The sequence below is a fragment of the Halobacteriovorax sp. DA5 genome (assembly GCF_002903145.1).
Lineage (GTDB): Bacteria > Bdellovibrionota > Bacteriovoracia > Bacteriovoracales > Bacteriovoracaceae > Halobacteriovorax_A.
This window is the reverse complement of record NZ_PPDJ01000007.1, coordinates 144,954-164,013: the sequence shown is the minus strand read 5'-3', so window position 1 is coordinate 164,013 and position 19,060 is coordinate 144,954. Positions and strand designations below refer to the sequence as shown.

The following is a 19,060-nucleotide window of genomic DNA, read 5'->3' as shown; positions in this document are numbered from 1 at the left end:
GATAATCCTTCATCCTATAGAGCGATTTCTGCAGTCTATAAAAAGATATCTGATGTAAAAGCTCGTTTTTTCTAAACTTTTTTTATCCCTCATATGATTTTGTTTAAATAAGTTAAAAGTATTTACCGATAGTAAAAATATTGAGTTTAAAAAGTGGGGGAGAATGCAAAACATTCTATTATTGTCGGTTATTGTTTTATTGACCAGTTGTTTAAAAGAGTCGGAGGTTAGCTTTAATTTTGGAATTGAAGTAGCGGCACTAGAAGTTATTTTAAGTGACAGTAGTTCTGGTTCAACAACCCATTCAAATATTAATAGCATTGATATGACAAAAAGTGGTGGAGACGATCTAACTCAGTACTGTATTAGTGAAACGCAAACAACTCCTCCAGTCGATACAAGTGCAGGATCATGTGGAGGAGGAAATTGGGTCACAGGATTTCCAGCTTCATTTGCTTTATCAGGTGGTGATGGACTAAAGACTGTCTATATTTTTGGAGCAGATGATTCAAATGCAATTTCTTCTGAATCCGTGACAAAATCAATTACCCTCGATACGACTGATCCGACTGCTGTTTCCGCATTAACACTTGGAGCAGTTCCTGCCAGTTTATCAATGACTCCTACGGTGACATGGACAACGGACTCAACTGATAACTTAGTTCTTGTGGGTTATCAGGTAAGAGTCATTAAAGTTTCAGACTCTTCTGTTGAGCAGGATTGGACTTCTTTCACAAAAGGAGATTCTGTCAGTGGTTTATCTTTAGATGGAGCAGAAGATTATCGAATCGAAATTCGTGCCATAGATGAAGCTGGAAATACAAGTGTTGTGGTCTCTGATACATTTACAACTTTAAATGTCGCAGGTGGGCTTACATTAGGAGCAACAGAGTTCTCTCTGTTATATCAACCAGGAGGAGCAGGGCCTGGTGAGACTGAGTCGATTACACTAACAAACTCAGGCGGAATAACTACTGGTCTATTACAGGCGCCCCTTATTTATGGAAGTTCAGGGAATTTTCAAGTTACAAACGATACTTGTACTGGAACAACTTTAAATCCTGGTGAGACTTGTACTATTGATATGACGATTAATGCTTCTGCGGATGGATATTATTTTGCCAATATTTATATTACAGATGGAGCGATTGTTTCCTCTGAACATCGTGTGCAGGGAATGGCCACAGGCTATAGTGCTGGAAATTTATATTACTTTGGTTCTTGGGATGTTGGTGCGCCTATTGATGTTTATGATCCACAAAAATTTCAATCTCTTTATCCAAATGATCTCAACAAAGTAGTTGGAAATTTAACTTGGTCAAAAATTGTTGGTGGAGATCAACACTCTTGTGGAATCACAACTCAGTCTAAGCTCTATTGCTGGGGTGAAGGTTGGTATGGTGAGATTGGTTATGGAGTTGATGAACCTAAGTATATTCCTCATATCGTTGATGGTGAGAAAACCTGGAAGGATGTCTCAACTGGTTATCGTTTAACATGCGGAATTGATGGTAGTGATGATCTCTATTGTTGGGGAGATAATAGTTATTATCGGTTTGGTGATGGAACAGCAACTGATTCATTTGTTCCAAAACTTGTTCCGGGAGGAATGAAGTGGAAAATGGTTTCAACTCGAAACTATCACGTTTGCGCTATTAACTCCCTTGATGACCTTTATTGTTGGGGGAGAAATAATTATGGTCAAATCGGAATGGGAGATAATACAACAGTTATTACGGCACCTGAGCATATAAGTTCAGGAACGAAGTGGAAAAATGTTGCAGTCGGTGAATATTCCACATGTGCAGTTACAGTCGCGGGAGTTGGATACTGTTGGGGAATGGGGTCTAACCATGTTTTAGGAGATGGGCTAAGTGCTGATACGTATTCTCCTAGTCCTGTCAGTGGTGGCCTAACATTTGATAAAATTGAAGTTCATTGGTTTCACGCTTGTGGGCTAACAAATACAAGTGATATTTATTGCTGGGGAACTGACTTTAGTGGGGAAGGAAACTTAGGTGATGGCCTAGGAACAACTTCTAATGTCCCGGTACAAGTGACTGGTTCTCAAGACTGGGTTGATGTTTCGGTTAGGGGAAGACACTCATGTGGTATCGATAATCTAAATCAAATGTACTGTTGGGGTGAGGGGGAAGAAGGAGAGATCGGAGACGGTGATATTCAAAACCGCCTGACACCAACGCTTGTTATTGGTGGCCATAATTGGGCATCTGCTTCAGCTTCTGACTATTTAAGTTGTGGTGTCACAACAAGCGGTGACGGCTATTGCTGGGGACAATACTGGAACTGGGGACAGGCCGGAACTGGAATGGGGAACGCTGGTCTTTTTATGCCTAAGAAAGTTCCTTTGGCAAAAACTTGGAAGTCTATGGCCGCTGGTTATATGCTTTTTTGCGGTATTGATGACTCCGACGATGCGTATTGTATGGGACGAGACCAATATGGTGAACTTGGAAATGGAGCTGCCGATACGGCCAACTATTCACACCCATCGACAATAGTTACAGGTGGCCATAAGTGGGCGTCTCTTAGTGCTAATTATGATTCTGTTTGTGGTGTAACAACCACTAATGTTGGTTATTGTTGGGGAAGAAATAACTACGGGCAAATAGGAAGTGGGGATACAACAGCGTCCTTTCATGATCCTAATTTAATTGTTGGTGGTCATAGCTGGAGTAAGATTTCTGTTGGATATTATCACGTTTGTGGAATACGTACCGATGGTGCAGCTTACTGCTGGGGGACGAATCGTTTCGGTGGTCTAGGAAATGGAGTGGCCACTGGGAACACGACAACCCTTACGACAACACCAACAGCAGTTAACGGTGGACTTACTTTTACTGATATTGGAACAGGTGATCACTTCGCTTGTGGCCTAGCTACTGATAGCAAAATATACTGCTGGGGTTATGATAATCGAGGGCAGTTAGGTAATGATGCGGTTTTTACAAATTCTTCTGTTCCTGTTGAAGTTGTTGGCGGTGCCGTTTGGACGAGTTTATCTGTTGGAGAATCTCACTCTTGCGCGCTTCAGGCCAGTGGAGATGGATACTGCTGGGGAAGTGGGAATAACGGAGCTCTTGGACAGGGGGATTATTCAAATCGAGCTGAGCCAGCAATCATAGCAGGACGCTCATGGAATAAGCTCGTTTCTGGCATGTGGCACACTTGTGGAATCGAAAATGTAACTGGTTATATGTACTGTTTTGGTTACGGTGAAGGTGGTGAGATTGGAAACTTTCCAGATACATTCTGGGGCTCAATTGAAACACCACTACTTTATGATCGAGGAATTAAATTTTCAGAGATTTTCTTAGGAGGGTCAGCGACATTTGGAATCGCCGCCCCTTAAAAGATAAAGTGATTAATTAGAATTGATAATTAAATTCGATTCTGTGGTCACCGTCAGCAATGTCTACTAGGTTACTCCAATTCGCAAAGTAGCGAAGGTTAAAGCGTGGAGTGAACTGGTAGCTTGCTGCAAATTCGTGAAGAAGAATATTATCTTTTCCACCATATGCTGATGACTCATAAAGGTCAGAACCCGCAAGGGCCGCTGCCCAGATAGGATTGTAGTTAAACCAAATTTTATCAGTGATCGTAAATTTTCCGTAGAAGCCAACGACACTATTGATACCAATAACAGAGAAGCCACTATCAATTGAGTTATCGTCTTCTAGAGTATTCTTTCCAAATTCAACACCAACTCCTGCTAGAGGATAGAGGTTAACAATCCAAAACTTTGGAAGTGCTTGTAGGATAGAGTAGGAAGCATTTCCTGTTCTTTCTGCTAGAAATGATTCTTTAAGACTATAGTTTATATCTAATTGTGAGCCACTACCTGTTTTTATATTTGCGCTAAAATTTCTGAAGCGAAAACTATCAAGTCGATTAGATCTTTTAGATGTACCATCCCATCCAAGTTCTTCTCCAAGAAAACCCTTGAATTCGATAACATTCATCGCTGCTACATTTTTAATGCCTGTATCATAAGAAATTCCAATCTTAGCATTTAAGCCTTTATTTGTTGCGCCAAGACCTGCTTGAGTATAGACCGCTAAAGGATCAGACATATCTTGAACTTCCTTTGCTACGGCCGATGAGCATAGAAGTAGTGAACTAATTGCAAGTGATAAAATACGTTTCATATCAATTCCTTTATTTCTTTTCTAAATAACAATTATTATTGCTGAGTTCGTTACGCATGCCAAATTATTCTTTAAAAAATTTTAATATTCTTAAGTTTTTATCCAATAGTGCAGAAGGTAAAAATTTATAGTTTTAAAATTTTATGATGTTGTGGAGTAAGTATCGAAGCATTTAGCGATAAATTATTAGATATGATTGAGCGTAAGTCTTGGTGTGTCGAAAAGTATCGACTCACAAGAGATGCCACTTTAAAGACTTGTGTTGGTCTTAGGATCGAGGACTTCACAGTGCAGTCTGCTCCTGAGGTAAGTCCTCCTAAGTGGCATCTTGCTCATACTACTTGGTTTTTTGAGGAATTTATTCTCGTTAAGTATTTATCAAATTATAAAAGATTTAATGCCGAATATAGTCTCTTATTTAATTCATATTATAAGTCTGTAGGCACCCATTGGAAGCAGGAGAGCAGAGGACTTCTTTCCCGACCTACTGTTCAAGAAATTCTGAGCTATCGAAATTACGTCGATAGAGCAATGCTGTCATTATTAGAGCTGACGGAAAGTATTGATGAAGTCGAATCGTTATTAGAGGTTGGACTTAATCATGAACAACAGCATCAAGAGCTTCTGCTAATGGATATAAAGCATATCTTAAGTTTGGGGCCAATTGATTCAGTCTACTCCCAAAAGCGACTTGAGAACTTTTCCGCAGGCTCATTAAAATGGCGGCACTTTAAAGAAGGGCTCTATACTTTTGGTCAAGATGAAAGTGAATTTTCATACGATAATGAAGGTCCAGCTCATAAAAGGTATCTTACTTCTTTTGCGATTCGTGAAAGTTATATTTCAAATGGAGAGTACTTAGAATTTATTAATTCAGGTGGCTATCAAAACTTTCAATACTGGCTTAGTGACGGATGGGATTGGATAAATGAGCAAAGAATAATTACGCCTCTTTATTGGCGACTTATTGATGGACAGTGGTATGAGTTTTCCTTACACGGCTTAGTGCCATTAGATATGTATGCACCTGTTTCTCATATTAGTTTGTATGAAGCTCAGGCATTTGCAAAATGGGCGGGTCATCGTCTACCAACTGAATTTGAGTTAGAGTTGGCCCTTGGGGATAAGAAATTACCTCTTTGGTGTTGGAGCTCATCTCATTACTCACCGTATCCAGCCTATGAGTCCTATAAAGGGGAGCTAGGTGAGTACAATAGTAAATTTATGTGTAATCAATTTGTTCTTCGTGGAGGATGTTTTGCAACCCCTGAAGAGCATTATCGTAAAACTTATCGTAATTTCTATCGCGCTCATCAGAGATGGATGTTTGCGGGAATTAGGATTGCAAAGGATATATAATGGAAGTGTCTATACTGAGAGAAGTAAGTGAGAACCAAGTATCAGAATTCTTAGAAGAGTTTGCCATTGATGTTTTAACAGGCTTATCTAAGACTGAAAAAAAGCTATCAACTAAATACTTCTATGATGATCGAGGAAGTGACCTTTTTCAAAAGATTACTCAACATGGTGATTATTATTTAACTAGAACAGAATTTGAAATTTTACTTCAATCAGGTTCTAAACTAGCTAGTTTAATAAGTCATGAAGAAATCGACATTATTGAATTAGGAGCAGGTGACGGCCACAAGAGTGAGTTAGTTATCGATGCCTTTTTAAAAGAAGATAGGAAAGTTAATTATTTTCCAATCGACATCTCAGTACAAGCCTTAAAGCAAATGCAGGCCCATATAACTCATAAGTCTAATTTATCTGTACATGGTATTGTTGCAGATTATTTAGAGGGGTTAAAATTTTTGAAGCAGAAGTCAAAGCGACGTAAGCTTGTCTTATTTCTCGGCTCTAATATCGGAAACTTTGATAGGGCCCAGAGTGAAAGCTTTCTTAGACAACTTTGGAAGCACCTCGATAATGATGACTATTTATTAATTGGTTTTGATCTAAAGAAAGATGTTGAAAAGCTACATGCTGCTTATAATGACTCAAGTGGATATACTCGTGACTTTAATTTAAATCTATTAGATAGAATTAATCGTGAGCTAGGTGGAAATTTCAATAAAGAGAAATTTCAGCATGTCGGAGTTTTTAATCCGAAGTTAGGAGCAATGGAGAGTTACTTACTTCCAAAAGAGAAGCAGGAAGTTTATATCGAAGAGTTAGAGCACCTCTTTGAATTCGAAGCCTATGAGCCACTACATCTCGAATACTCATTTAAGTACTCGAAAGAAGATATAGAAAGAACGTGTCAGCACACGGGCTTCAAATTAAAAGAACACTTTATTGATAAAGAAGAGTTATTTATCGATTCTCTTTGGCAAGTTGTAAAAAGATAGTCTTATATTAAGCTTTTTTTACAACTGAGCACTTAAGATACATCGAACCATGGCCATCGACTTTACAAGAAATGTCGTGTCCATTTACTGGCTCTTCTAGTAGGCGGATATTTTTTACTTTTGTTCCTGACTTAATCGTACCTTTTCCGGCCTTTAGGTCTTTAACAACTGTTACTGAGTCACCATTTTGTAATTGTGCACCGTTAACATCAACAAATTGAGGAGTACTATCTTCTTCAGAGCTAGCATCCAGGCTCCATTCATTGAAGCATTCTGGGCAAATCCATAATTGGCCATCGCTATAGGCGTAAGGTGAGCTACATTTTGGGCATGTTTGATTTTCTTCTGTCATGGCATAAGAGTAATACTTAGAATGTTTATTGTAAATATGACTTATCCCCATCAATAAAAAAGTTATTAAAATTTAATTAAAAATTTATGAATTATGTTGACTTTTATCCTCACTGTTCAGTGATTCTGGACTATATTATATAGGTGCAAGATTAGTTTGCTATTTTTATGGAGCATAAATGAATATTTTGATTTTATCTTCTAATAAGAATCTTTACTCTACAAAGAGACTAGTAGAAGAAGCCAAACTTAGAGGTCACCATGTCGAAGTCGCTCGTCCAGACAAATGTTATATGGATGTGGCAACTGGTTCTCCAATGGTTTACTACCGCAAGAGAAAATTAGACAAGGTTGATATTGTTATTCCAAGAATTGGGGCCAGCGTAAGTGCCTATGGTATGGCGATTGTTCGTCAGTTTGAGATGATGGGAGTGTACTGCTTGAACTCGTCCAATGCAATTGGACGCTCAAGAGATAAATTACGCTCACTCCAAATCCTATCTCAAAAGCATCTACCCCTTCCAAAGACAGGAATGGCAAATAATACTCAACAAACTGAGAGCTTAATCAAGCTTGTTGGTGGAGCGCCAATGGTTGTTAAACTTATTGAAGGCTCTCAAGGTAAAGGTGTTATTTTGGCCGAAACGAAGAAAGCTGCAGAGAGTTTGATTGATGCTTTTAGAATTTTAAAGGCAAATTTTCTTGTTCAAGAATTTATTAAAGATGCAAATGGCGCAGATATTCGTTGTTTTGTTGTTGGAGGCAAGGTTATTGGCACAATGATGAGACAAGCGAAAGAAGGTGAGTTCCGCTCAAATATTCATAGAGGTGGAATTGGATCACCTGTGAAGATTACACCGGAAGAAAGAAAAGTTGCTATTGCTGCCGCAAAGGCAATGAAGCTTAATATGGCCGGGGTTGATATAATTCGTTCTGGTACAGGTCCTAAAATATTAGAGGTTAATTCTTCTCCGGGGCTTGAGGGAATTGAAGGTTGTACGAATAAGAATATTGCCGTTCAAATCATCGATTACGTAGAGAAGAATTATACAAAAGTCATAAAGGATAACTAATTGACGGATCAATTATTTAAATTAAAAGTTGAAGAAGTTGAAATTGGCAGACCAATCGTTGAGTTTGTCAATTTCCCTTCTTTTTACGGGCTTCAAAAAGTAAAAGCTCCTATTTATATCTATCGTGCAACAAAGGAGATCTCTCCCTGTGTTGTAGTCACTGCATGTATGCACGGTGATGAAATCAATGGATTAAGAGCAGCCCAACTTTTAATGAAAGGTAAATTGAAACTTTTAAAAGGGACTTTAATAATCATTCCAGCTGTAAATATTTACGGCTTTTTGAATAAGCAACGATACCTTCCTGATCGTAAGGATCTTAATCGTTGTTTTCCTGGTAAAGCAAAGGGGAGCTTTGGTGCTCGCTTTGCAAATTTTATCTTTAAGCAAATAACGAAGTATGGTGATGTCTTTGTCGATCTCCATTCTGGAGGTCCTGGCCGTTTCAATATTCCACAAATCCGTTGTGATTTAGAAACAAAGGGAATGCTAGAGCTTGTTAACAATATTAGTATTCCATTGGTCGTTAATAGCACGCTTAGGGATGGTTCTCTAAGAGAGGCCATTAATGATTTAGGTAGGCCTTGTATTGTCTTTGAAGGTGGAGAAGGCTTACGCATTGATGAAACAATTGCAAAGTATGGTGTCAATCTCGTTAAGAGTATTCTTAGTCACTATGGCATGATTAGAACTAAAATGAGTTTTAAAGAAGAAAAATTCATTATCAGAAAAACGAAGTGGATGAGAGCGGTCAAAGGTGGACTATTAATTAATAAGGCCCATCATGGAAAAATTGTAAAAGAAGGCGAGATCGTTGGGGAGTTGCGCCAACTTACAGGTGAGCTTATTAGTCGAATCACAATGGAGCACGATGGAGTTATTTTGGGTATAAGCAAGTCATCTGTTGTTATGGCCGGAGATGCTCTCTACAATATTGGCTTCCTTGGTGAAGAATCGCATGAAGAAATCGACGACCTTCAAGAAGGTGATGGTGAGCTTTCAGACTACTTTGATTTTGAAGTTTAAAAATTATTAGTCGTCGTTCTTAATTCCCATTAAATGTGAAAATGAGTAAGTGAATTGCTCAGGTATAATTTTCTTATGCAATTCTATAGTTTAGATACTTAACTTATTGTTTTTACACATGTCACATAAACAACTTACATTTCGATAAAACTGAGTAGTTTAAAATATATGGAGTCATATAATTTCTTTAATAGAAATAACTTTCTCTATGAGGATGTAGGAGACTTATATGACCATGGCAAAAATAAACCAAGAACTTGATTGTCGAAATGTATTTGAAGGAAGTGGAGCTATTTACGATATGCTAGATAAGCTACCGTTTAATGTTATGTATTGCGGAACTGATTTAGTAATCAAATACATTAATCCAAAAAGTTTTGAGAGTTTAAGGGCCATTGAATCTCTTCTGCCTATTCCTGTTGCAGAAATTATTGGTTCAAAAATCGATGTCTTCCATGAGAATCCTATTCATCAACAAAAGCTTTTAGCAAATCCTAAAAATTTACCAATTAAGACTCAAATTAGAATTGGTGATGAATCACTTGAACTAAATGTTGTTGCTGTTATGGATGGTAATGACTACATAGGTGCGATGGTTACATGGGATATCATTACAGATAAGTTAGTTGCTGATAATCGCAATGCTCAATACAGCTCAATGCTTGATAATATGCCAATCAACGTAATGCTTTCAGATCGAGACTTTAATATCACATATATTAATCCAAAATCGAGACAAACACTTACTTCAATTGAAGGACTATTGCCAATTAAGGTTTCTGAGATTGTTGGAAGTAGTATCGATGTTTTTCATAAGAATCCTGCACACCAAAGAAAAATGTTATCTGATCCATCTAATCTTCCTCATGAAACAAAAATTCATGTTGGAGATGAAATATTAAACTTATTAGTAAGTCCAGTAATGGATATGAATAATACTTACCAGGGAGCAATGGTTACTTGGGATGTTATTACAGAAGATGAAAGAATTAAAAAGGCCATCAATGAACTGGCCAAGGAAATGAAAGATAGCACAGAGGATATTTCGACAAAATCATCGAATGTTGCTGAAGGTGCTGTATCTCTTGGTGCAACAACTGAGGAGATGAACGCTTCAGTTGAAGAGTTAACTGCATCGATTAATTCGATCGCTCAAAACGCTAAATCTGCTAATGAAATTGCCGAGCTTACTTCTACAGAAGCACAAGAGGGAGCGAAGTCAATACATGAAGCTGTTGAAGCAATGGAAATTATAACAAGATCATCGGAAGAGATTAGTGAGATTGTAGAAGTTATTCGTGAAATCGCAAGTCAAACAAATCTTTTAGCATTCAATGCTGCTATTGAAGCGGCAAGAGCTGGAGAGCATGGTGCTGGCTTCTCTGTTGTTGCAGATGAGGTTAGAAAGTTAGCAGAGCGCTCTTCACAAGCAACGAAAGAAATCTCAAAGCTTATTAATGATTCTGTTAAGAAAATTTCTGAGGGGAGTCAAATCTCTAAGAAGGCCGGTGAGGCATTTTCAAAAATTGTCGACGGGGTTAATAATACGAATCACTCAATTGCTGAAATTTCTAGTGCCACGCAAGAACAACTTCTTGCAGCAAAAGAGGTAAGTGAGGCCGTACAACAAGTTGCATCTGAAACAGAAAACTCAGCTGCGGCATCTGAGTCAATTGCCATGGCCACTCGCAGTCTAGCTGATGGTGCAAAAAGACTTAGTGACTTAATCCAAGATTAAGAGAAAGGTTTTGCGAATGATTTACTTAATGGAGCTAAATAGTAATCAAATGGAAAAGATTATTGACCTCGTTCACTTCCATACAGGAATTACTATTTCTCCATCAAAAAAAAGTATGCTGCAAGGTCGAATTAGACAGAGGCTTAAGGCACTGGAGTTAGAAAGTTATGATGATTATATTGCTTATCTACAAACTGATATTAATGAAAAGCAAGAATTCATCAATATTATAACGACTAATGAGACAACATTTTTTAGAACTGAGAAAGTATGGAAATACTTTCAAGAAGAATTTTTGATTAATTGGAAAAATTCTTTACCAGTAAAAATTTGGTCAGCAGCAGCTTCTACGGGTGAAGAAGCTTATTCTATTGCGATGTCTTGTGAAGAGCATAAAAAGATTAAGTCTAGCTTTCAATATGAAATCGTTGGGACAGATATTTCGACAAAAGTTTTAAAATATGCCCAAGATGCAAGATATAGTGGTCGAAATATTAATAATTTTAAGGAACGACATACAAAACTCTTTCAAACTTACTTCAATGAAGATGATGAGTTTGCAGAAGTTGTTCCCGAGTTGAAGAAGAATACGTCTTTCTCAAGTCACAATTTATTTTCAATTCCTAAAGGTAATATTGCTCAATTTGATATTGTCTTTTTAAGAAATGTTTTGATTTATTTTAAGCAAGAAGATCAAAAACAAGTAATTAATAATATTTCAAGAGCAATGAAGCCTGGAGCAATTCTAATTCTTGGAGAATCAGAAAGCTTGAACGGACTTTCTAGTGAATTTGAGTATGTGCATCCTCAAACTTATAAAAAGAAGTAGGGTATGAGAAGAAATGAGCGAGAGTATATTCATGTACGTATCGGCGAAATAAAATTCGGTAAAGCTGGAGCTATCTTACAGGCTACTTTGGGTTCATGTTTAGGGATCGCTATCATCGATAAGGTTAAAAGAACATGTGGTCTAGCTCATTGTTTCTTGCCACAAGGAGAAGAATCATCTCCTGAACACCAGCCTGGAAAGTACGTTGTAGATGCAATTCCATACCTTTTAGATAGATTACATCTAAATGAAAGAGCTGAAACAGATTTTGATATCTATCTTGCGGGTGGTGGAAATATGATGGCCCAACTTAAACAAAGAAATGTCGATCATATTGGAAAGTTGAATAAGGCCAAGGCCCTCGAAGTATTAAAAGAAAGAAACCTTCCAATTCGAAAAATTATGGATGGGGAAGAGCTAGCCAGTAAAATTATAATTGATTGTGATAGCTTAGAAATAAAAATGATTCGTATTAACGAGAAGTTGGAAAAGAAGATATGAATGAATTAAAAGAAGTTGAAGTTTTAGATACAATTGAAAAATATGAATCAAATATATTTGCTTCATTTACTTTAATGGGTAATGAGTTTGTTCTTGATATTACCGCAGTTCAAGAAGTTGTCAATTATCCAGAGTCTCTATTTCCAATGCCTCTTGCTCCAGACTATCTAGAGGGGATATTTAACTTAAGAGGGATGATTATCCCGATTTTAAGCTTATCCAAGTTATTAAATCTTTCAGGTGATAATCAGCAAGACTTAACAGCTTCTAAAGTAGCAATTGTTAATGTCCACGGCATTAGTGTTGGAGTTTCTTTCGATTCGACAGGAGAGATCTTAAGAGCTGAGAAGTCAGAAATCAGTATGTTTGAAATTACTGATAGTAGTGATATTACTCAAGTTGTTAAAGGTGCAATTAAAAGAGATATGGGAAAGCGTATTTATCAAATTCTTGAACCATCTCAGATTATTAAGATTAGAAATTTGGCCAGACTTGGGAGCTACGATTCATTCAGACAAGAAGTAGATCGACGACTTAAGGTTCAAAGCCAACATAAAAAATGTATTTCATTTCGAGTTAATGAAGTTCCTTTGGCAATAGAAATTACTTCTATTAATGAAATTATCAATATGCAAGATATTGAACATTCGGCATTTGCATCGAAGCTCTGTTTAGGATTAGTAAATTTGAGAGGAACGACGATTCCTGTGTTAAGTTTTTCTCGCATTCTAGGTCTAGAGTCGACAGATAAAGAAGGAATTGATCAAAAAATCCTAATAATCAAAATCGATAGTGAATACTTTGGTCTTGTCGTTGATTCTCTTGATGCGATTACTTTCTATGATGATGAGGGAGTCATGCCTGTTCCTGTTTTTTCGTCAAAGCGCTCCAATATGTTTCTTGGGGGAATTGAGACTAGTGAAAATGGAATGACTTTCTTAATCGATCATATGGAAATTTTAAATAACAGTGAAATTAAAGAGATTACAAAAAGCCATTCTGAGATTTATAAGGCCTCACATGAGGAAGAAGAAATGAAGAAGGTTGAAATGAAGTTAGAATCATTTGTTACATTTGATTTTGGTTATCATTTCGGACTTGCCGTAAGTGAGGTGCGTGAAATTATTGAAAAACCACAAGATATTCTCACAACTCCAGGTGCTCCTTCACATGTTATTGGAGTCTATAACTTACGTGATCAACTAATTACTATTATTGATGCTCGTCGTATGTATGGAATTAAGGAAGATCGTGAAGAGCAGGTTAGTAAGTCTAAAAAGGTTATTATTTTAGAGGCCGATGAGAGAGGTGAGAATTACGCTCTTTTAGTAGATGAAATTGATAGTATTGTAAAAATCGATATGCTTAACAAAATGAAGATGCCAAGTATATTATCTAAAATCTCAGGTCAACTTGATCAGGATGTTTCTGAAATTATCCGTGATACTAACGGATCAGGTGTTGTGATTTTAAACCATGAAGCAATTATTAGAAGAATTGAAACATCTGTTTAGTAGCGTCTTTCAATAAGGAGTGAATTTCTAATATATGATGTGATAAGAATATCTAGTTCTCTATCAAGTTCAAAATTATGAAACTTATCTGGGCTAAACTCAAGATAGCTTCTTATCACTCCTCTCAAAGAGCTAATGATGATATCGATGGGGACTTCTGATTTAATCTCAGAGCTTTTATAAAAGTGATTCTCAATAAGGGTTTGAGTTTCACGAGTTACATATATGAATTTTTTCTCAACTTTAGGATGTCTTTTATAGAATAGGATAAGTTTCCTTAGCTCAAGATTTCGTCGATAATTATCTAAAACAAGCTTTAAAAATTTATGAAACTCTGCTTCAATATTCTCTCTTATTGAGTCGTCATTAAAGAAATTTCCATAGGTAAGAAGGTCTTGATCGAGCTGATTGTTGATTAGCTCAACAATGATTTCATCTTTATTTTTAAAGTGATTGTAGACACTTCCAATACTAACTCCGGCCATGCGTGCAATCTTATTTGTCGTTAACTTACATGCTGGGTTATGCTGCAAAAATAGGTCTGTAGCCTGTAGTATACAGTTATGGGTATTGGCCGTGCGAACTTGCTCATGCTTATATTGTGAATTTAGTCTATCTTCCATACTCGTCATAAGAGTATTCTACTTTATCTAAAACAATATTGAAATAAAAACTGTTTAGTGATTTTTAGTTTAGTTCAACTATGAACGCTTTAAGTACCACCAGAGAAGTCGATTTAGCGGCGCAAAAACTCCGTGGAGAAAGTTCAAACGATTTTCAACCCAAGATATTACCAAGCAGCCATCTTCACTTGTTGTCGATGGTTCATGAGTATCAGATTCTTCAAATGTAGAGAAATCTCCAGTATCAAGCTTGTGGCCATCACTGCTATAGTAACCGTCAAGAACATAGCTATACTCTCTGCCATGGTGACCGTGTTTAGGAATTGTTTCCCCTGGCCCAAGGTAGATAAAGAATAGACCACCGGCCTTGCCTGAAGTAACTTGTGCAACGGCGCTATTTTGTCCGAACTCTTTCCAGTGAATTTCCTTATCGGAAATAAAAGAGAGAGTGTCTGGTAATGTGAAGACCTTATTGTGAAAGCTTATCTTCGAAGGCCCTGGTGCAGGTTTCTTAAGCTTCGGTTCAGAGGCTTCAATACTGTTAAATAAATTATTGAAAATGTCATCACTATCTTCTTGAGTTAATTTGACATGTGAACTTGAGTGAAAGAATTCATCTGCTTGTTTTTCAAGCTCAGAGGCTGCTTGCATACGACATGCTTCACATCCATTTAAATGAGTCTTTACTAGAAGACCTAGTCCGGCATCTAGTTCACCAGATTCATATTTTTTTATTAAATCAATGCCTGGATGATAAAGTTTTCTCACTTTTCCTCCAAAATAATCTTTAAGTTTTTAATGGCCAAGCGAATACGGGACTTAACGGTTCCTAGAGGGAGCTTCTCTTGATCGGCATATTCTTTTTGCGTTAATCCTTGTTGGTAAACTCCATTAAGGACTTCCTGTTGTTCACTTGAAAGTTTAGTTATCATTTCTTTTGTATATGCTAGGTGATAGATATCTTCACTATTGTAGTCTTCATCTTCTTGCTGCAGAAGATGTTCATCATCAAAAATATCATCAGCACCAATAATACTTAAGGGGTCACGACTTTGTTTTCTGAGCATATCGTACTTTTGATTTCTCACAATCGCATAAACCCAAGTATTAATATTTCCTTTTTCATTATTGTAAAGTTGGGCATTCTTCCATATTTTAAGCATGACCTCTTGGGCCATGTCGGCAGCTTGCTCCTTAGAAAGTCCTCCCTTAATTCCATATCCAATTATTTTTGGATAATAGAAATCAAAAAGCTTTTTAAAAGCTTCCTTTGATTTCTCATTCGCAATTTGCATAAGCAAATGCTCTATATCGATAAGACTTAACTGCACTTTTTCTGCTCTCCCAATAATAGGAATTATTGTAGCATAATTTATGCACGTGTTACTTAGTAAGTCATTTGCTGCACTAAATGCCTTCATATTACTTGATACGTCAAACTCTCATATTTGGATCACAGCAAAAAAAAAATAATTATAAGTAGCTAATAATAGTGGCAGAAATGACTTTTTTTTTCAGGAAGTGATCCATTCTCTTTGATCCGCCGTACCTATAAGCATAAGACAAATAAAGGATCGACCGTGTTTGAACTAATCATGCTTATTCTATTTTTAGTGCTTCTATATTTCACGATAGGGTGGTTCATTTCTTTGAATATTAAAATATTCTCATATTTAGACTTTTACTGGAGCTCAAGTTTTCTGATCGTTGTTGGCACACTATTATTTTCTCGACCGCAATTAGCAGAATCGGCCAATGCTCTAATACTATGTCTACTTTATACATTTTGGTCTCTTCGCTTAAGTTCACATTTATTTCAAAGAATTAGAAAAACGGGGGAAGATAGTCGCTATTCAAATTTAAAGAAAAAGTGGAAGGTCATGTATGGTGTCTATCTCTATGGACTCTTTGTCGCAGAGGGCATTTTAACAGTGATCTTATCGGCTCCTCTGTTTCTTTTAGGGCCAGGGGAGATTACAATTTTTAATCTTGTGGCAATACTTCTTTTTGCTGGCGCTCTTATTGGAGAGCTAATAGCAGATGGCCAACTTAAACGTTTTGTATCCAATAAGGATAATAAAGGTAAAGTTTGTGATATCGGATTATGGAAGTACTCTCGTCATCCGAATTACTTCTTTGAAACATTAATCTGGTTATCGTATGGGATTTATGGACTAGATCTGAGCCGCCCCATCTCTCTTGTCGGCTTCGTCCCATATATTATCATGCTCTACCTAATTACTTGTGTAACAGGGGTTCCTCCAGCGGAGGAGTCGTCATTAAAGACTAAAGGTGAACGTTATCGAGATTATCAATTAAGAACAAATCGCTTCTTAATATGGTTTCCAAAGAAAGTCGTAAAAGTAGCCTTAATCGTTTGTTTAATTGGAGGAGTTACAGTGAAGGAATTAAGAGCACAATATCTAAATACTCAAAATCAACAAGCACAGAGAATTGAAAAGGTATTTAATGAGCTAAGAGCAGATAATATTGATATTCTTGATGGCTTTTATGACCAAAAAACTCTCTTCATTGACCCAATAGGAGAACATAGAGGGCTTAAAGAGGTAAAGGCCTACTATCAGGGAATTTATCAGGGAGTTGAAGACATTCGTTTCGAATTTTCTGAAATTATTTCAAATGGTAATCATCATGTTGCAGTTTGGAAGATGATTCTAACTACTCCTAATTTGAATTCTGGTAAACCAGTTATCTTACATGGAAACTCTGTTATTAAATTTAATGATGATGGACTAGTTAGTTATCATCGAGACTATTTTGATATGGGTGAATTTATCTATCAGCATATACCAGTACTAGGTTCACTTATAAAGTACATCAAAAATAGGCTAAAGGGGCAGTAATGAGAATTGCAATTATTGGCTCTGGTATCTCTGGGCTTACATGTGCCTATAAACTTTCGAAAAAGCACGATATTACGCTATTTGAGGCCAATGATTATCTTGGTGGTCACACTCATACACATGAAATTGATTATGAAGGAGAAGAGTTTAGAATAGATACCGGCTTTATTGTTTTTAATAAGAAGACTTATCCTAATTTCTTGCGCCTAATGGAAGAGCTTGATGTCGCTTATAAGCCTACAACCATGAGCTTTAGTGTTCATTGCGACAGGACTGGGCTGGAATATAATGGAACGACACTAAATACTTTATTTGCTCAAAGAAGAAATCTCTTCAGACCTTGGTTTTATTCGATGATTAATGGAATTATTGACTTTAATAAGAAGGCCAAGGAATTCTTGTCTAATGATTCTGGCGATATTTCCCTTTCTCATTTCTTTGAAACAAGAGGTGTAAAGAAGAGTGTCATTGAATATTATATCGTACCAATGATGGCCGCCGTGTGGTCGACTGACCCTATTGATGTTTGGCGCTTTCCTGCAAAATTTGTTTTACGTTTCTTTGAAAACCATGGTTTTTTAGAAGTTGATGATAGACCTCAATGGTATGTCATTGATGGTGGCTCAAATTCTTATATAAAGAAAATGCTGGCCCATTTTAAGGATTCAGTAAGGCTAAACACTCCAGTGAAAAGTATTACTCGTGAGCAAGGTCAAGTAATTATTGAAACCAATATAGGACGTGAAAGCTTCGATCAAGTTATCATTGCAACACATTCTGATACAGCATTAAAGTTATTAGCTGATCCTTCAGAGAAAGAAGCTGAGTTACTTTCTGCAATTCCTTATGTTGCGAATCCAACATTCTTGCATACTGACGACAGTTTTCTACCTAAGAGATCTCTTGCAGTAGCGGCATGGAACTATCAATTACCTGTTGAAAAGTCTGTTGGCTCCACTGTGACTTACAATATGAATATTCTACAAGGAATAAATTTTCATAAGAATTTCAATGTTACCTTAAATCCATATCGACCAATTAAGAATGAAGCAATTCTAAAAGAACTAAATTATATGCACCCCTTATTTACTCTCGACGGGATGAGGGCGCAGGCCAAATGGCACGAGATTAGTGGGCATAATCGCACATATTATTGTGGTGCCTATTGGAGAAATGGATTCCATGAAGATGGTGTCTTTAGTGCATTAAGAGTTATCGAGAAATTGGAGGAGTTATGAACTCATGTCTTTATCAAGGCAGTGTCGTGCATTCTCGCTCCTTACCAAAGAAACATTACTTTAAATATAATCTTTTTCTCGTTTATTTAGATCTAGATGAGATTGAAAACTTTTTTTCTATGTCACGCTTTTGGTCATATCTTAAACGTAACCTTTGCTATTTTAAAAGAAGTGACTATCACGGTGATACAAGTAAGGACCTTAAGGACGAAGTATTAAATACTGTTGCAAAACATCTAGGGCGCAACACTGATGGCCCAGTTAGAATGTTGACTAGCCTAAGGTACTTTGGCCATTGCTTTAATCCTGTAACATTCTACTACTGCTTTAATAAGAACAATGAGATTGAAGCGATCATGGCCGAGATTGAAAATACTCCATGGGGTGAAAGGTTTTGCTATGTTGTGGATGCAAGAAAAAGTCTTTCCGTAAATGACATTGAAGCTGCTTTCAAGAAAGAATTTCATGTCTCACCATTTTTTCCAATGTCTCTTGCATATCAGTGGAGTTTTTCTCTTCCTAGTGAAGTTTTGAAAATCAAAATGGATACATTTGATAAGGATGAAAGTGTTTTCTTCGCAAGCATGAATCTTAAGAAAGTACAGGCATCAAAAAAATCTCTCAATAGAATGTTACTAAAATTTCCATTTATGACAGTGAAGGTAGTTTTAGGAATATATTTTCAAGCATTCAAGTTGTGGGTAAAAGGAATTCCTTTTTATGATCACCCAAATCCAGATAGTCGAAGAAGTCTATTTTCACAAGCGAATATAAAGGAGTAGT

The 19,060-nt window shown here is 36.8% G+C and carries 17 protein-coding genes; 12 read left to right on the top strand and 5 right to left on the bottom strand.

Features of this window, described 5'->3' with window-relative positions; translation table 11 throughout:
- Positions 1 to 163 precede the first annotated feature (163 nt).
- A complete protein-coding gene (locus C0Z22_RS10005) occupies positions 164 to 3,373 on the top strand; it encodes a hypothetical protein (protein WP_103218229.1) in 3,210 nt (1,069 codons plus the stop codon).
- Between the two features lie 16 nt (positions 3,374 to 3,389).
- On the opposite strand, the gene C0Z22_RS10000 is transcribed toward C0Z22_RS10005, so the two are convergent.
- Positions 3,390 to 4,169, bottom strand: coding sequence for a hypothetical protein (locus C0Z22_RS10000; protein WP_103218228.1), 780 nt, complete (start codon positions 4,167 to 4,169; stop codon positions 3,390 to 3,392).
- Positions 4,170 to 4,361: 192 nt separating this feature from the next.
- On the opposite strand from C0Z22_RS10000, the gene egtB reads away from it, so the two are divergent.
- Both egtB and egtD read left to right on the top strand, forming a co-directional pair.
- Positions 4,362 to 5,528, top strand: coding sequence for an ergothioneine biosynthesis protein EgtB (egtB, locus tag C0Z22_RS09995; RefSeq protein WP_103218227.1), 1,167 nt, complete (start codon positions 4,362 to 4,364; stop codon positions 5,526 to 5,528).
- On the top strand, positions 5,528 to 6,520 hold the full coding sequence (gene egtD / locus C0Z22_RS09990) for an L-histidine N(alpha)-methyltransferase (protein ID WP_103218226.1): 993 nt from the start codon (positions 5,528 to 5,530) through the stop codon (positions 6,518 to 6,520). The genes egtB and egtD overlap by 1 nt, the downstream gene beginning before the upstream one ends.
- Before the next feature lie 7 nt (positions 6,521 to 6,527).
- Here egtD and C0Z22_RS09985 read toward each other — a convergent pair whose 3' ends face one another.
- Complete coding sequence (locus C0Z22_RS09985; protein WP_103218225.1) at positions 6,528 to 6,872, bottom strand: zinc ribbon domain-containing protein YjdM; 345 nt, start codon at positions 6,870 to 6,872, stop codon at positions 6,528 to 6,530.
- A 178-nt stretch (positions 6,873 to 7,050) separates the two neighbouring features.
- Here C0Z22_RS09985 and rimK point away from each other — a divergent pair, with 178 nt between their 5' ends.
- From rimK to C0Z22_RS09955, 6 genes are all read left to right on the top strand, one after another.
- Positions 7,051 to 7,944, top strand: coding sequence for a 30S ribosomal protein S6--L-glutamate ligase (rimK, locus tag C0Z22_RS09980; protein WP_103218224.1), 894 nt, complete (start codon positions 7,051 to 7,053; stop codon positions 7,942 to 7,944).
- The gene (locus tag C0Z22_RS09975) at positions 7,945 to 8,970 is read left to right on the top strand and encodes a succinylglutamate desuccinylase/aspartoacylase family protein (RefSeq protein ID WP_103218223.1); all 1,026 of its coding nucleotides are present in this window, start codon (positions 7,945 to 7,947) and stop codon (positions 8,968 to 8,970) included.
- 229 nt (positions 8,971 to 9,199) lie between these two features.
- Positions 9,200 to 10,708: a methyl-accepting chemotaxis protein gene (locus C0Z22_RS09970; protein ID WP_103218222.1), complete on the top strand. Its 1,509-nt coding sequence runs from the start codon at positions 9,200 to 9,202 to the stop codon at positions 10,706 to 10,708.
- Positions 10,709 to 10,724: 16 nt separating this feature from the next.
- Positions 10,725 to 11,537: a protein-glutamate O-methyltransferase CheR gene (locus tag C0Z22_RS09965; RefSeq protein ID WP_103218221.1), complete on the top strand. Its 813-nt coding sequence runs from the start codon at positions 10,725 to 10,727 to the stop codon at positions 11,535 to 11,537.
- 3 nt (positions 11,538 to 11,540) lie between these two features.
- The gene (locus C0Z22_RS09960; RefSeq protein WP_103218220.1) at positions 11,541 to 12,038 is read left to right on the top strand and encodes a chemotaxis protein CheD; all 498 of its coding nucleotides are present in this window, start codon (positions 11,541 to 11,543) and stop codon (positions 12,036 to 12,038) included.
- Complete coding sequence (locus tag C0Z22_RS09955) at positions 12,035 to 13,552, top strand: chemotaxis protein CheW (RefSeq protein WP_103218219.1); 1,518 nt, start codon at positions 12,035 to 12,037, stop codon at positions 13,550 to 13,552. The genes C0Z22_RS09960 and C0Z22_RS09955 overlap by 4 nt, the downstream gene beginning before the upstream one ends.
- On the opposite strand, the gene C0Z22_RS09950 is transcribed toward C0Z22_RS09955, so the two are convergent.
- The 3 genes from C0Z22_RS09950 to C0Z22_RS09940 all read right to left on the bottom strand — a co-directional run bounded on the left by C0Z22_RS09950 (position 13,549) and on the right by C0Z22_RS09940 (position 15,470).
- On the bottom strand, positions 13,549 to 14,184 hold the full coding sequence (locus tag C0Z22_RS09950; protein WP_103218218.1) for a TetR/AcrR family transcriptional regulator: 636 nt from the start codon (positions 14,182 to 14,184) through the stop codon (positions 13,549 to 13,551). The two genes, C0Z22_RS09955 and C0Z22_RS09950, sit on opposite strands and share 4 nt — an antisense overlap.
- Positions 14,185 to 14,253: 69 nt before the next feature.
- Positions 14,254 to 14,943 (bottom strand): cupin domain-containing protein, encoded by a 690-nt coding sequence (locus tag C0Z22_RS09945; RefSeq protein WP_103218217.1) that lies wholly within the window; start codon positions 14,941 to 14,943, stop codon positions 14,254 to 14,256.
- Positions 14,940 to 15,470, bottom strand: coding sequence for a sigma-70 family RNA polymerase sigma factor (locus C0Z22_RS09940; protein WP_158246884.1), 531 nt, complete (start codon positions 15,468 to 15,470; stop codon positions 14,940 to 14,942). Before C0Z22_RS09940 ends, C0Z22_RS09945 begins: the two co-directional genes overlap by 4 nt.
- A gap of 285 nt (positions 15,471 to 15,755) precedes the next feature.
- Between C0Z22_RS09940 and C0Z22_RS09935 the strand changes: the two genes are divergently transcribed.
- From C0Z22_RS09935 to C0Z22_RS09925, 3 genes are read left to right on the top strand one after another with little or no spacing between them, the layout of a single operon-like run.
- On the top strand, positions 15,756 to 17,039 hold the full coding sequence (locus C0Z22_RS09935) for a DUF1295 domain-containing protein (RefSeq protein ID WP_103218215.1): 1,284 nt from the start codon (positions 15,756 to 15,758) through the stop codon (positions 17,037 to 17,039).
- On the top strand, positions 17,039 to 18,277 hold the full coding sequence (locus C0Z22_RS09930; protein WP_103218214.1) for an NAD(P)/FAD-dependent oxidoreductase: 1,239 nt from the start codon (positions 17,039 to 17,041) through the stop codon (positions 18,275 to 18,277). Before C0Z22_RS09935 ends, C0Z22_RS09930 begins: the two co-directional genes overlap by 1 nt.
- Complete coding sequence (locus tag C0Z22_RS09925) at positions 18,274 to 19,059, top strand: DUF1365 domain-containing protein (RefSeq protein ID WP_103218213.1); 786 nt, start codon at positions 18,274 to 18,276, stop codon at positions 19,057 to 19,059. Before C0Z22_RS09930 ends, C0Z22_RS09925 begins: the two co-directional genes overlap by 4 nt.
- Position 19,060: the final 1 nt, after the last annotated feature.